Below are 13074 nucleotides of genomic sequence, written 5' to 3'. Positions count from 1 at the left end.
GTCAGGCCAATCCATATTCCGAAGCAGATTTGATCGCCCGATGGAATCGCATCCGCCTGATATATTCGGTCGGGTCGCGTTTCATGACCAGGCCGCCATCGGGAACGGTCAGCCAGTCGTAGAGCCGGGTCAGCATGAAACGCAGCGCCGAACCGCGCGACAGCATCGGCAGTGCCGCTTTTTCCTCTGCGCTCAGAGGACGCACGCTCTGATAGCCGGCGAGCAATGCCTTGCCCTTGGTGAGGTTGAAGGAGAAATCCTTCTCGAAACACCAGGCGTTGAGGCAGGTGGCGACATCATAGGCGTAGAGGTCGTCGCAGGCGAAATAGAAGTCGATCAGGCCGGACAGCTTTTCGCCCAGGAAGAAGACGTTGTCCGGAAACAGATCGGCATGGATGATGCCTGCCGGAAGCCCCTTCGGCCAGTTCCGCTCGAAATCGGCGAAGTCGGCATCGACCTCGGCCGCCAGGCCCGGCTCGACCTCGTCGGCCCGGTCGCGGGCTGCATTCCAAAGCTTGCGCCAACCGTCGATGGCGAGCGCATTCGGGCGGGTCATCGGAAAATCGGCGCCGGCCAGGTGCAAGGCGGCCAGCGCCTTGCCGACCTCGGCGCAGTGCGTTGCCGTTGGGCGCCGCAGCGAAAGCCCTTCGAGGAAGGTGATGATGACCGCCGGGCGACCGGCCAGCGTACCGATGACGCTGCCGTCATGCGCGGTCACCGGAAGCGGGCAGGACACGCCCTTGTTGGCGAGATGGCCCATCAGTCCGAGGAAAAACGGCAGATCCGCTTTGTCGACCCGCTTTTCATACAGCGTCAGGATGTAGGAACCGCTTGAGGTGTGCAGCAGGAAGTTCGAATTCTCGGTGCCTTCGGCGATGCCCTTGTAAGACAGGAGATCGCCGACCGGGTAGTGTTTCAGGAAAGCGCCGAGCTCGCCCTCCGCAACGTCGGTATAGACCGCCATGTGCCTTACGCGGCCCCATTGACGAAGGCCATGTCGGCCGGTGTCAGTTCGACATCGCGCAGTACCCGCATGACCGGAAAATCCTCTGTTTCGGTGGCCGTGATGGCGAGGTCGATGGTGACGTCGAAGCGCTGGCGGAACGCGTCGATGATCTCGTCGACGATGATCTCCGGCGCCGATGCCCCCGCCGACAGGCCGAGCGTCGAAATGGTGCCGATGTCATTCCACGGAATCTCGGCGGCGCGCTGCACGAGAAGCGACATTGTGGCGCCGGCACGCTCGGCCACTTCGACGAGGCGCCGCGAATTGGAGGAATTGGGAGCGCCGACGATCAGATAGAGATCAGCGCCCGGGGCGGTGTCCTTGACCGCTTCCTGGCGGTTGGTGGTGGCGTAGCAGATCGATTCAGCCGCCGGCGCCTGCAGATCGGGAAAGCGCTCCCGCAGCGCACGAATGATGCCGGCAGTGTCCTCGACCGACAGTGTGGTCTGGGTGACGAAGCCAAGCGCCTTCGGATCGGCGGGCACGAGCCTGGCGGCATCGGCCTCGGTCTCGACCAGCGTAACCGCGCCTTCCGGCAATTGGCCCATCGTGCCGATCACCTCGGGGTGGCCGGCATGACCGATCAACAGCACATGGCGGCCAAGCCGCTGATGGCGCATCGCCTGTTTGTGGACCTTGGAGACCAGCGGGCAGGTGGCGTCGAGATAGAACAGATTGCGCGCCTGCGCGTCCGCCGGCACCGATTTCGGCACGCCATGCGCCGAGAAGACGACCGGCGACTGCCGGTGTTCGGCCGGGATCTCCGAAAGCTCCTCGATGAAGACGGCGCCAAGGCTTTGCAGCCCTTCGACAACGTAACGGTTATGCACGATCTCGTGGCGGACATAGACCGGCGCGCCGTATTTCTTCAGCGCCAGCACCACGATCTGAATGGCGCGGTCAACGCCGGCGCAGAAACCGCGCGGCTGGCAGAGCCGGATCGTCAGCGGAGGCTTGTAGGTTGTCTGAAGCATTGAATCCTGGCCGGTTCGTCAGCGCCGAAATGAGGTGCCTACCCCTGTTCTGTCAAGAGCAGGCCCTGTCAAGGGCGTGGGTGGAAAGGGGGGCGTCGCGCGCGGTCATTCCTCTTTGGCGGGACGGCGAAGCCGCAGGATGAGCACGGCGGCGAGTGCCGCCGCAAGTCCATACCAGGTCATCGCATATTGCAGATGGCTGTTCGGCAGGTCGATGATGGTGACGCCGCCGATCGGCAAACCGCCGGGATTCGGCGTCTTGTCGGCATCGATGAAGATTTGCGCCAGCCTGAATCCGGCCGGCAGGCCGGCGCTCGCCGCCATGGCGTCGCGATCCTTCCAGTAGAAGATGTTCTTCGCCACGTCATTGTCGGGAAGCATCATCGACGGCTTTGCCGGCAGCGGGTTGCGGGCAAGCCCGGTGATGGTCACCTTGCCTGGGATCTGCCCCTTGGCGCGCTTGGCCGGGTCCTTCAGATCATAGGGTATGAAACCACGATTGATCAGCACGAAGCGGCCATCGTCGAGGGCAAGCGGTGTGTAGACGTTGAAGCCGGCGTCGCCTTCCCAGGTCGCGTAGAAATGCCGTTCGCCCGAATGCAGGAACGTGCCGGAGACCGTGACCGGCGTGTAGTCGACGTCGCCGGTCGTGGCGAATTCCTTCTCGACTTCGGCCAGCGGCAGCGGCGCCGAATGCGTGCGCTGGTCGATGGTCTGCAGGAGGCCTTCCTTCCAGTGCAGGCGCTGGACCTGCCAGGTGCCGAGCGCCAGCAGGATCAAAAGCAACACCAGGCCAAGGCCGAGCAGCAATGCCGATCGTGGCCGCGAACGGCCGGCACCTTTGATGGATGCCTCGTTCATTCGCCGCGGTCCAACCGGCCTTCGGCCGCCTTGTTGGCATATTGGAGAGTGAGGAGCACGCCCTTGATCAGCCGCAGCGCCGTCAGGCACAGCACCAGGGCCAGCGGGATCCAGACCAGCAGATGCAGCCAGAGCGGCGGGCTCAACGTCACCTCGACCCAGAGCGCCAGACCGACGATGATGAAGCCGATGATCAGGATGACGAAGACCGCCGGTCCGTCGCCGGCATCGGCGAAGGAATAGTCGAGGCCGCAATTGACGCAGCGTTTGCCGACGGTGAGGAAGCCGGAAAACAGCCGCCCTTCGCCGCAACGCGGGCAGCGGCCGTGCAGGCCGGCCGAAATCGGGTCGATCGGAGGCCAGATCGCCTTGTCTTCAGTCATGGATGGGGCCGTCACTCATGATTATTGCTCGATCTCGATCGGTGTCCCACAGGTCACCCTTGCCCGGATTTCGTCCATGTCTGAATCCGTAACGGCAATGCAGCCATCGGTCCAGTCGACCAATTGAAGCAGCCAGCCGATCGGTCGGCGATCATTGCGCCGAAATGAAGAAGGCGGCCGCGTCGCCGCGGCCGCCTTCTTGAAATTCCGAATGCGAAAGGTCGGATCAGTGGCCTTCGATCACCGCGCCTACCGATCCCCAGACATAGATCGAGGCGAACAGGAACAGCCAGACCACGTCGACGAAGTGCCAGTACCAGGCGGCCGCCTCGAAGCCGAAATGCTGCTTGGGGGTGAAGTCGCCCTTGATCGCACGGATCAGGCAGACCAGCAGGAAGATGGTGCCGATGATGACATGGAAGCCATGGAAGCCGGTGGCCATGAAGAAGGTGGCGCCGTAGATCGAATCCTTGAAGCCGAACGGAGCATGCATATACTCGTACGCCTGCACCATGGTGAACAGCATTCCGAGGCCGACGGTCAGCACCAGGCCGTTGATCAGCCCCTTGCGGTCGCCGTGAAGCAGCGAATGGTGCGCCCAGGTGACCGTGGTGCCTGACAGCAGCAGGATGACGGTGTTGTAGAGCGGCAGGTGGAAGGGATCGAGAACTTCCATGCCCTTCGGCGGCCAGACGCCACCGGTAAATGTGTGGCGCGCGTAATTCTGTGCCTCGCCAGCAAAAAGGCTGGCATCGAAATAGGCCCAGAACCAGGCGACGAAGAACATCACCTCCGAGGCGATGAACATGATCATGCCGTAGCGCAGATGCAGCGACACGACGCGCGTGTGATGACCCTCATGCGCTTCCTTGATCGTGTCCGACCACCAGGCGAACATGGTGTAGAGCACGATCACCAGGCCGATGAAGAACAGCCACGGATTGGCGATGTTGTGACCGAAGATCGGGAAGGAGCCGCCCTTCAAATACTCCATGAGGCAGACGCCGCCAAAGGCCATGACGAGCGCCCCGATCGAGCCCAGGAAAGGCCACGGGCTTGGATCGACGAGATGATAGTCGTGATGTTTTGCGTGCGCGTCTGCCATATCAACCCCCGAGATTTGCTTCGGTATCTGAAACTGTCTTGCTGGTGCCTTGGACCGGCTCCGAAGAGGCGACCGGCTTGTTCTTCTCGACCGGGAACATCGTATAGGACAGCGTGATCGTCTTCACGTCCTTCAGTTCCGGCACATTCACGATATCGGGGTCCACATAGAACAGGACCGGCATGTCCAGCGTCTCGCCAGGCTTCAGCGACGTATCGGTGAAGCAGAAACACTCGACCTTGTTGAAATACGGGCCTGCCAGTTCCGGCTGTACGTTAAAGGTGGCGCGGCCGGTGACGGGACGATCGAACTTGTTGGTCGCCTGATAGTGCGCCTGCACGGTCTCGCCGATCTTCATGGTCATCGCGCGCTGGACCGGCTGGAATTCCCATGGCACGCCGGCAATGTTGGCGTCGAAGCGCACGGTGATCTCACGGTCAAGCACGCGGCCGGCATATTGCTTCTCGACACGTTGCGTCGTGCCGCCATAGCCGGTCGCCTGGCAGAACATCTTGTAGAGCGGCACGGCCGCATAGGCCATGCCGATCATGCCGGTGAAGAAGGCAAGGCAGACAGCCGCGACGATCGCGTTGCTGTTCTTGCCGGCCGGCTTTTTGGATATCTCGACGCTCATCACATCGTGCCCAGATTGTGGCCGAACTTGACGATCGTGGCGATGTAGAAAATCACGACAAGCACCGCCAGCGCCACGCCGATAGCAATGGATCGGCTGCGCTGGGCTTTCCTCTGGCGATCGGTCAAGGTGACCGTCTCAAGCTTTTCCTCGACCATGATCATGCCCCACCCATGGCAAGCGCGCGTTCGACAACGCTGTCGGCCAGGTAGGCAGCGAAGATGGCGAAGAGATAAAGCAGCGAATAGGCAAACAGCGCCTTGGCCGGCTTCATGACGCGGTCGTCGTCGGCCATGCCGAGCACTTTCCACGCATACCAGACAAAGCCGATCCCTAGCAGCATGGCGGCCACGCCATAGAAGGGCGTGGTGTAGCCGAGCAGCCACGGCGCCACGCCGACCGGGGCCAGCACCAGCGCATAGGCGAAGATCTGACGGCGAGTCGACGCCTGGCCGGCGACATTGGGCATCATCGGGATGCCGGCACGCCCATAGTCCTCGGACTTGAACAGCGCCAGCGCCCAGAAATGCGGCGGCGTCCACAGGAAGATGATCAGGAACAGGACGATGCTTTCGAGGCTGACCGAACCGGTCACCGCGGCCCATCCGATGACCGGCGGAATGGCACCGGCCGCGCCGCCGATGACGATGTTCTGCGGCGTCCAGCGCTTGAGCCACATCGTGTAGACGACGGCATAAAAGAAGATGGTGAACGCCAGCAGCGTCGCCGACAGCCAATTGACGAGCACGCCGAGGGTCATCACCGACAGCACCGACAGCACCAGGCCGAAGCTGAGCGCCTCGTGTGGCTGGATGCGGCCGGATGGCACCGGCCGGCTTGCGGTCCTGGTCATCACCGCGTCGATGTCGGCGTCGTACCACATGTTCAGCGCGCCCGAGGCACCGGCGCCAATGGCAATGGACAGGATGGCGATCACCGCCAGCAACGGATTGATGGTCACCGGCGCGGCGACCAGCCCGACAAAGGCGGTGAACACCACCAGCGACATGACGCGCGGCTTCAGCAGGGCGAAGAAATCGCCCGCCGTCGCTTCCGACATGCGGAAGCCCGCTTCGTCAATGCTGGTTTCGTCGACTAGGGCCATGCGTACTCAGTCCATCATTCCGTTGGCCAAAACCGCCGGCGAGCCGGCGGTTTCGTATTCGGGCGAGGAGCCGCCTTACTTGATCTTCGGCAGCTGCTCCCACTGGTGGAACGGCGGTGGCGAAGGCAGCTGCCATTCGAGCGTGGTGGCGCCCTCGCCCCATGGATTGGCGCCGGCGATCCGCTTCTTCTGGAAGGCTTCGAACACGCCGTAGAGGAAGATCGCCACGCCGACGGCCGAGATATAGGAGCCGATCGACGACACGTAGTTCCAGCCGGCAAACGCGTCCGGATAATCGATGGTGCGGCGCGGCATGCCGGCCAGGCCAAGGAAATGCTGCGGGAAGAAGATCAGGTTGACGCCGACGAAGGTGACCCAGAAGTGGGTGTTGGCGATGACGGGCGAATACATGTAGCCGGTCATCTTGGGGAACCAGTAGTACCAACCGGCGAAGATGGCGAACACCGCGCCCAGCGACAGCACATAGTGGAAATGGGCGATGACGAAATAGGTGTCATGCAGCGAGCGGTCGAGGCCGGCATTAGCCAGCTGGACGCCGGTGACGCCACCGATGGTGAACAGGAAGATGAAGCCCAGCGCCCACAGCATCGGCGTCTTGAACGAGATCGACCCGCCCCACATCGTCGCGATCCAGGAGAAGATCTTCACGCCCGTCGGCACCGCGATGACCATGGTGGCGAAGACGAAGTAGCGCTGCGTGTCGAGCGACAAGCCGGTCGTGTACATGTGGTGCGCCCAGACGATGAAGCCGACGGCGCCGATCGCGACCATGGCGTAGGCCATGCCGAGATAACCGAACACCGGCTTCTTCGAGAAGGTCGAGACGATATGGCTGATGATGCCGAAGCCCGGCAGGATCAGGATGTACACTTCCGGATGGCCGAAGAACCAGAACAGGTGCTGGAACAGCAGCGGGTCGCCGCCGCCATCGGGAGCAAAGAAGGTGGTGCCGAAGTTGCGGTCGGTGAGCAGCATGGTGATGCCGCCGGCCAGGACCGGCAGGGACAACAGCAGCAGGAAGGCGGTGACCAGCACCGACCAGGCGAACAGCGGCATCTTGTGCAGCGTCATGCCCGGAGCGCGCATGTTGAAGATGGTGGTGATGAAGTTGATGGCGCCGAGAATCGACGAGGCACCGGCGATGTGGATCGACAGGATCGCCAGATCCATGGCCGGGCCGGGCTGACCCGAGGTCGACAGCGGCGGATAAAGCGTCCAGCCACCGCCGACACCGAAGGCGCCCGGTGCGCTGGGCACGAACATAGAGGTGAGCAGCAGGATAAAGGCAGGCGGCAGCAGCCAGAAGGAGATGTTGTTCATGCGCGGGAACGCCATGTCGGGCGCGCCGATCATGATCGGCACCATCCAGTTGGCGAAGCCGCCGATCAGGGCCGGCATGACCATGAAGAAGATCATGATCAGCGCATGCGCGGTGGCGAAGGCATTGTACATGCTCTTGCCGCCGTCGATCGCGGCGTCACCGTTCATGCCGTAGACCATCTGCGCCAGACCGCTGAAGATCTGGATGCCGGGCTCCTGCAGCTCCATGCGGATGGCGACCGACAGCGCGCCGCCGATGATGCCGGCCATGATCGCGAAGATCAGGTAGAGCGTGCCGATGTCCTTGTGATTGGTCGAATAGACCCAGCGCACCCAGCCATGATAAGGCTTGTGGTCGTGGCCGTCGTGAGCTGCAGCGTCTGCCATGTTCCGCTCCGTTCCCTAAATCTTGCTAAGCCGCGGCATCAATTGCCGGCGGCCGCTACCTTGTTCTGGCCATCGACCTCGGCCATCAGCGTCTTGTTGGCGCCGGGCAGATCGGTCTTGGCCGCGGCCAGCCAGGTCTTGAACTGCGCGTCGGAGACGACACGAATGGCGATCGGCATGAAGGCGTGGTCCTTGCCGCAAAGCTGCGAGCACTGACCATAGTAGAGGCCTTCCTTCTCCGCCTTGAACCAGGTCTCGTTGGTGCGTCCCGGAATGGCGTCGATCTTGATGCCGAAAGACGGCATGGCGAAGGAATGGATCACATCGGTCGCGGTGACGAGCACGCGCGTCATCGTGTTGACCGGCACCACCAGTTCATTGTCGACGGCGAGCAGGCGCGGATAAACCTTGCGATCCTCCTTGCCGGCCTTGGCGCGGTCGCCATCCTGGAGGATGGCCGAATTGAAGGAGAGCGTGTTGTCGGTCTGGTATTCGTAGTCCCAATTCCACTGGTTGCCGGTCGCCTTGACGGTCAGCTTGGCTTCTTCCGGCGGTGTGTACTGCGCGGTCAGGAGCTGGAACGAGGGGATGGCGAGACAGAGCAGGACGACGACCGGGCCGACGGTCCAGATCACCTCGATCAGTGTATTGTGGCTGGTCTTGGAGGGAACCGGGTTTGCGCTCGCACGGAACCTGATGATGCAGTAGGCGAGGAGAAGCAGCACCAGAATGGTGATCGGGACGATGAACCACATCGTGTAGTTTCCGAACCATTCGATCTGCCGCATCATGTCGGTCGCCGGCGCCTGGAAGGTCGTCTCCCACGCCACGGGCTGATCGGCATGGGCGGACGTGCCGGCGAAAAGCGCGGTGGCAGCCCCAGCACTGGCTAGAAACTTGGCGTCTGCTAGGAAATTTCTCATCGCCCTCTTCGTCTCCCAGTTCCTCGCGGCGGCGCCAACGAGAATAACGAACAATGCCGGGACGGGAATCCCAACAGTCTCAAGGTGGTTCAAACCATACTCTTTTTCCCTCCGCAAGAAAGGAGCGGAGGAAACTGTGCGGCATTTTTGCGCGCAAGCTGAGATGGCTCTTCCGGGCCACCGGCCATGGCAGCGAATCGCGTATGTTCGGCGGGCCGCCCGCCTCACGCCGACGGTGTGTGCGAAGCGTCGTAATTCAGGCAAATTTGGGAGGGAAAAGCGCTGTATTGCCTGTTTCGGGACAGTTCGGCAGCGGTCTCGTCCTTTACTTGGCATTGGCGCGGCTTAAAGTGCCGTGATTCGCAATGGAGCCGTCATGAACTCTTGGCTTTCGAGACTGGGGCATACGAGACAGGGGCTTTCGAGCACCTTGGTCAGGGCCGTGTTTCTTGCCGCCTTGTCCGCGGCCGGTCTGTTCGTCGCCGGTCAGGCCAATGCCGCCCAGCCAAGCGGCACGGTGCGCTCGACGCATGGCGCATGGTCGATCATCTGCGACACGCCGGCGGGTGCCACCTCCGAACAATGCGTGATGATGCAGAATGTCGTCGCCGAGGACCGTCCGGAGATGGGACTGTCGGTGGTCGTGCTGCGCACCGCCGACAACAAGGCGGAGATCCTGCGCGTGCTGGCGCCGCTTGGCGTGCTTTTGCCGAACGGGCTCGGCCTCAATGTCGACGGCAAGGACATCGGCCGCGCCTATTTCGTGCGCTGCTTCCAGGACGGCTGCTATGCCGAGGTCATCCTCGAAAAGCCGCTGCTCGACACGCTTAAGACCGGCACGTCGGCGACGTTCATCGTCTTCCAGACGCCGGAAGAAGGCATCGGCATCCCGGTCGACCTCAAGGGTTTTGCCGACGGCTTCGCCGCCCTCCCCTGATCCTGTGCTTGGCGCAGAACGGGGTTCTGACGCGGCTTTCCTGAATGCCGCATCGGCCGGCCTTTGCCATTCGTCGGTGCTGATCCTCATTGCCGATTGTGCGGGCGCGGCTTCGCGCCTACATCGGGGGAAAGCAATCTTCCCACGGACGGACGCGCCATGAACAGCCTGATCGGCCAATTCGACATTTCCGACGATCGCATCAAGCGGATCGTCGCCGACACCATCAACGGCGCCGACGACGGCGAACTTTTTCTCGAATACAGCGAGAGCGAGGCGCTGATGTTCGACAATGGCCGGCTGAAAACCGCCAATTTCAACACCGACCAGGGGTTTGGCCTGCGCGCGGTCGCGGGTGAAGCCAGCGGCTATGCCCATTCGAGCGACCTGTCAGAGGCCTCGCTGCTGCGCGCGGCCGCCGCCGTCTCGACGGTCAAGGGTGGTTATTCCGGTACGCTTGCCGCCGCCCCCGCCCGCACCAACCGCCATCTCTACGGCGACGAGAACCCGATCCCCTCGCCCTCCTTCGAGGCCAAGGCAAAGCTGCTGCAGGAGATCGACGCCTGGCTGCGCGCCGAGGATCCGCGCGTGCGCCAGGTGACGGCCTCGCTCGCGGCATCCTGGCAGCATGTCGAGATCGTGCGCGCCGACGGCCAGATGGTGCGCGATATCAGGCCGCTGGTCCGCATCAACGTCTCGGTTGTCGTCGGCGACGGCGACCGCCAGGAAAGCGGCTCCTACGGCATGGGCGGACGCAAGGCGTTCGGCGACTTCCTGATCGAGGACAGCTGGAAGCATGCCGCCAAGGAGGCTCTGAGGCAGGCGCTGGTCAATCTCGAAGCCATCCCCGCTCCTGCCGGCACCTTCGACATCGTGCTGTCCAGCGGCTGGCCGGGCGTCATGCTGCACGAGGCCGTCGGGCACGGGCTGGAAGGCGATTTCAACCGCAAGAAGACGTCGGCCTTCGCCGGCCTGCTCGGCCAGCAGGTCGCCGCCAAGGGCGTCACCGTCGTCGATGACGGCACCATCCCGGAGCGGCGCGGCTCTCTCACCGTCGATGATGAAGGCACGCCTTCGGCCCGCAACGTGCTGATCGAGGACGGTAAACTGGTCGGCTACATGCAGGACCGACAGAACGCCCGGCTGATGGGCATGAAGGCCACCGGCAACGGCCGGCGCGAAGGGTATGCGCACCAGCCGATGCCGCGCATGACCAACACGTACATGACGTCAGGCGACATGGAGCCGGACGAGATCATCGCCTCGGTCAAGAACGGCATCTACGCCGTCTCCTTCGGCGGCGGCCAGGTGGACATCACCTCGGGCAAATTCGTGTTCGGCTGCACCGAGGCTTACATGATCGAGAACGGCAAGGTGACGCAGCCGATCAAGGGCGCCATGCTGATCGGCAACGGGCCTGACGCCATGCACCGCGTCTCGATGGTCGGCAACGACATGAAGCTCGACAATGGCATCGGCATGTGCGGCAAGGCCGGACAGGGCGTGCCGGTCGGCGTCGGCCAGCCGCATCTCAGGATGAACCAGATGACGGTGGGCGGCACCAGGGTTTGACGGGGACCCTATAGCCTTGAGGTCGGCGTTGCTTCCAGCTATCTTACGCTTGTCTTACATCGAGGCAAACGACAATGGCCGGCTCTGAAAAGCTCACCACCACCGTCTCAACCAAGGGGCAAGTGATCCTGCCGAGCGCCATCCGCAAACGCAGGAAATGGGGCGCCGGCACCCGCCTGGTGGTCGAAGACACGCCTGAAGGCGTTCTCTTAAGGCCAGCACCTGCCTTCGCCGCTACCCGGCCTCAAGACGTCTTTGGTTTGCTGCCTCATAACGGCAGACCGAAAACGCTTGAAGACATGGATGCGGGCGTTCTTGCCGAAGCACGGCGACGGCATGCTCGCGATTGATACCAATGTCGTCGTTCGGTACCTGACCAACGATCATCCCGACCAATCCCCGCGCGCCCGGCGCGTCATCGATGACCGACCGGTTTTTGTCGCCGTGACAGTTGTCCTGGAAGTCGAGTGGGTGCTGCGCAGCGCCTACGGCTATGATCAGGCCGCTATCGTCAGAGCTTTGCGGGCGTTCGGCGGCCTTCCTACGGTTGAAATCGAAGACGCGGCAATGGTCTCTTCCGCGCTCGATCTGGTCGAGACCGGTGTGGATTTCGCGAATGCGCTACACCTCGGCAAATCGGCGCATTGCACGGGATTTGCGACCTTCGACCGCCAATTGATCAAGACCGCGCAAGCCGCCGGGTTTGGGGACGTGCAAGAAGCATAGCGATGACTGCGTGGCGCATTGCCTTGTGCCGGCGCCACGGCGCGTTGCGGGCCGCGAACACGAACATGTTAACGCCTTCTTAAATGTTTAATTGATCGCGCACGATCGCCACATTAGCTTTGATCGATCCTCTCGTGCGATGGTGTTGCCAGTGCTGCGTTCCCTCGGCGTCCTGACTTCCTCCTTCCTGCTTGGCTGTGTTTCGCTCGGCGCAACGTCGCTGGATGTCGGCTCTGCGTCGGCGCAATCCACCTTGCCCAAGCAGTCGACCTTGTTCGGGAAAACGCAATCGTCCTCGGGTGCCTCGCTCTCGGTCGCGGTTGGCGGCCCCACCAGCGTCCCCTACGGCTGGGTCGATTTCTGCCATCGCCGACCAAAAGAGTGCAAGGTGCCCGCTCTGCCGGCCACGAATGTCAAGCTGACCGCGCAGAACCTGCGCACCCTGAAGCGGATAAATCAGCAGGCGAACAGGTCCATCAAGCCCGTCAGCAATTTCGATCACTGGGGCACGATGATGGACCACTGGGACTATCCGGTGGACGGCAAGGGCGACTGCAAGATCTACGCGCTCTACAAGCGCAAGCTTCTCATGGAGGCGGGATTTCCCCGGCAGGCGCTGCTGATGACCGTGGTCCACGACCTCGACAATGAAGGCCACACCATCCTGACGGTGAAAACCGACAAGGGCGATCTGGTCCTCGACAATCTGGTCGACGAGATCAGGCCCTGGAACGCGACCGGCTATTACTTCGTGAAACGCCAGTCGCAGCAGAACCCGAATATCTGGGTCTCGATCAACCGGCGGGGCGGTACGCCGAAGACCCTGACGAACATTGCCAAGCTCGTAGACTGAGCAATCTTTCAGGCCGCGGCGGTCCAGGCGCCATCGTCCGGTGAGTTCAGCGCTCGGGATGAAGGAACCGCCGCCAGCCTTCCCGGCAGGGCAGGCTGGCAACAACAGCCGAAATCGGCGGCTGATCGGGTGGCTTTGCCACCGTTCTTCTTGCAGTCAGCCCGAAACTTCTCGCGCGCCTTGCCATGCAGCTTCTTGGCGTCCGCAATCGCGGAGCATTGCCTGGAAATCGCGGTCCGACCAAGCTGGATCACATCCGGCGACACG

The 13074-nt window shown here is 62.5% G+C and carries 16 protein-coding genes and 1 pseudogene; 5 read left to right on the top strand and 12 right to left on the bottom strand.

Going from position 1 to position 13074, the window contains the following annotated elements; all coding sequences use genetic code 11:
* Position 1 precedes the first annotated feature (1 nt).
* The 11 genes and pseudogenes from QQK95_RS07495 to coxB all read right to left on the bottom strand — a co-directional run bounded on the left by QQK95_RS07495 (position 2) and on the right by coxB (position 8719).
* Positions 2-964 carry a homoserine kinase gene (locus tag QQK95_RS07495; protein WP_284270497.1) on the bottom strand — a complete coding sequence of 321 codons (963 nt, stop codon included), beginning with the start codon at positions 962-964 and terminating at the stop codon, positions 2-4.
* Between the two features lie 5 nt (positions 965-969).
* On the bottom strand, positions 970-1980 hold the full coding sequence (gene ispH / locus QQK95_RS07490) for a 4-hydroxy-3-methylbut-2-enyl diphosphate reductase (protein WP_284270494.1): 1011 nt from the start codon (positions 1978-1980) through the stop codon (positions 970-972).
* Between the two features lie 105 nt (positions 1981-2085).
* Positions 2086-2841 (bottom strand): SURF1 family protein, encoded by a 756-nt coding sequence (locus tag QQK95_RS07485; RefSeq protein WP_284270492.1) that lies wholly within the window; start codon positions 2839-2841, stop codon positions 2086-2088.
* Positions 2838-3224 (bottom strand): DUF983 domain-containing protein, encoded by a 387-nt coding sequence (locus QQK95_RS07480; RefSeq protein WP_143973168.1) that lies wholly within the window; start codon positions 3222-3224, stop codon positions 2838-2840. The genes QQK95_RS07485 and QQK95_RS07480 overlap by 4 nt, the downstream gene beginning before the upstream one ends.
* Before the next feature lie 21 nt (positions 3225-3245).
* Positions 3246-3362, bottom strand: a pseudogene (locus QQK95_RS07475) (L,D-transpeptidase family protein); the annotation flags it as partial.
* An 88-nt stretch (positions 3363-3450) separates the two neighbouring features.
* Positions 3451-4329: a cytochrome c oxidase subunit 3 gene (locus tag QQK95_RS07470; RefSeq protein ID WP_284270486.1), complete on the bottom strand. Its 879-nt coding sequence runs from the start codon at positions 4327-4329 to the stop codon at positions 3451-3453.
* A 1-nt stretch (position 4330) separates the two neighbouring features.
* Positions 4331-4963: a cytochrome c oxidase assembly protein gene (locus tag QQK95_RS07465; RefSeq protein WP_284270484.1), complete on the bottom strand. Its 633-nt coding sequence runs from the start codon at positions 4961-4963 to the stop codon at positions 4331-4333.
* Positions 4963-5121: a hypothetical protein gene (locus tag QQK95_RS07460; protein ID WP_202359565.1), complete on the bottom strand. Its 159-nt coding sequence runs from the start codon at positions 5119-5121 to the stop codon at positions 4963-4965. Before QQK95_RS07460 ends, QQK95_RS07465 begins: the two co-directional genes overlap by 1 nt.
* A 2-nt stretch (positions 5122-5123) precedes the next feature.
* On the bottom strand, positions 5124-6068 hold the full coding sequence (locus tag QQK95_RS07455) for a heme o synthase (protein WP_284270482.1): 945 nt from the start codon (positions 6066-6068) through the stop codon (positions 5124-5126).
* 75 nt (positions 6069-6143) lie between these two features.
* Complete coding sequence (gene ctaD, locus QQK95_RS07450) at positions 6144-7796, bottom strand: cytochrome c oxidase subunit I (protein WP_010914889.1); 1653 nt, start codon at positions 7794-7796, stop codon at positions 6144-6146.
* A gap of 38 nt (positions 7797-7834) precedes the next feature.
* Entirely contained in the window at positions 7835-8719 is an 885-nt protein-coding gene (gene coxB, locus QQK95_RS07445; protein ID WP_284270479.1) for a cytochrome c oxidase subunit II, read from the bottom strand.
* A 376-nt stretch (positions 8720-9095) separates the two neighbouring features.
* Here coxB and QQK95_RS07440 point away from each other — a divergent pair, with 376 nt between their 5' ends.
* From QQK95_RS07440 to QQK95_RS07420, 5 genes are all read left to right on the top strand, one after another.
* Positions 9096-9656 carry an invasion associated locus B family protein gene (locus QQK95_RS07440; RefSeq protein WP_284270476.1) on the top strand — a complete coding sequence of 187 codons (561 nt, stop codon included), beginning with the start codon at positions 9096-9098 and terminating at the stop codon, positions 9654-9656.
* Between the two features lie 159 nt (positions 9657-9815).
* Positions 9816-11228 carry a metalloprotease TldD gene (gene tldD, locus QQK95_RS07435; protein WP_284270474.1) on the top strand — a complete coding sequence of 471 codons (1413 nt, stop codon included), beginning with the start codon at positions 9816-9818 and terminating at the stop codon, positions 11226-11228.
* 74 nt (positions 11229-11302) lie between these two features.
* Positions 11303-11578: an AbrB/MazE/SpoVT family DNA-binding domain-containing protein gene (locus QQK95_RS07430; RefSeq protein ID WP_284270473.1), complete on the top strand. Its 276-nt coding sequence runs from the start codon at positions 11303-11305 to the stop codon at positions 11576-11578.
* Positions 11565-11954: a type II toxin-antitoxin system VapC family toxin gene (locus QQK95_RS07425; RefSeq protein ID WP_284270573.1), complete on the top strand. Its 390-nt coding sequence runs from the start codon at positions 11565-11567 to the stop codon at positions 11952-11954. The genes QQK95_RS07430 and QQK95_RS07425 overlap by 14 nt, the downstream gene beginning before the upstream one ends.
* 139 nt (positions 11955-12093) lie before the next feature.
* Positions 12094-12807 carry a transglutaminase-like cysteine peptidase gene (locus tag QQK95_RS07420; protein WP_284270571.1) on the top strand — a complete coding sequence of 238 codons (714 nt, stop codon included), beginning with the start codon at positions 12094-12096 and terminating at the stop codon, positions 12805-12807.
* Positions 12808-12815: 8 nt separating this feature from the next.
* On the opposite strand, the gene QQK95_RS07415 is transcribed toward QQK95_RS07420, so the two are convergent.
* Entirely contained in the window at positions 12816-13073 is a 258-nt protein-coding gene (locus tag QQK95_RS07415; RefSeq protein WP_284270576.1) for a hypothetical protein, read from the bottom strand.
* Between the last annotated feature and the right edge of the window lies 1 nt (position 13074).

The organism is Mesorhizobium huakuii (assembly GCF_030160235.1).
GTDB classification, from domain to species: Bacteria; Pseudomonadota; Alphaproteobacteria; order Rhizobiales; family Rhizobiaceae; genus Mesorhizobium; species Mesorhizobium huakuii.
The sequence above is the reverse complement of the archived record's forward strand: the minus strand, read 5'-3'. Positions and strand labels throughout refer to the sequence as shown.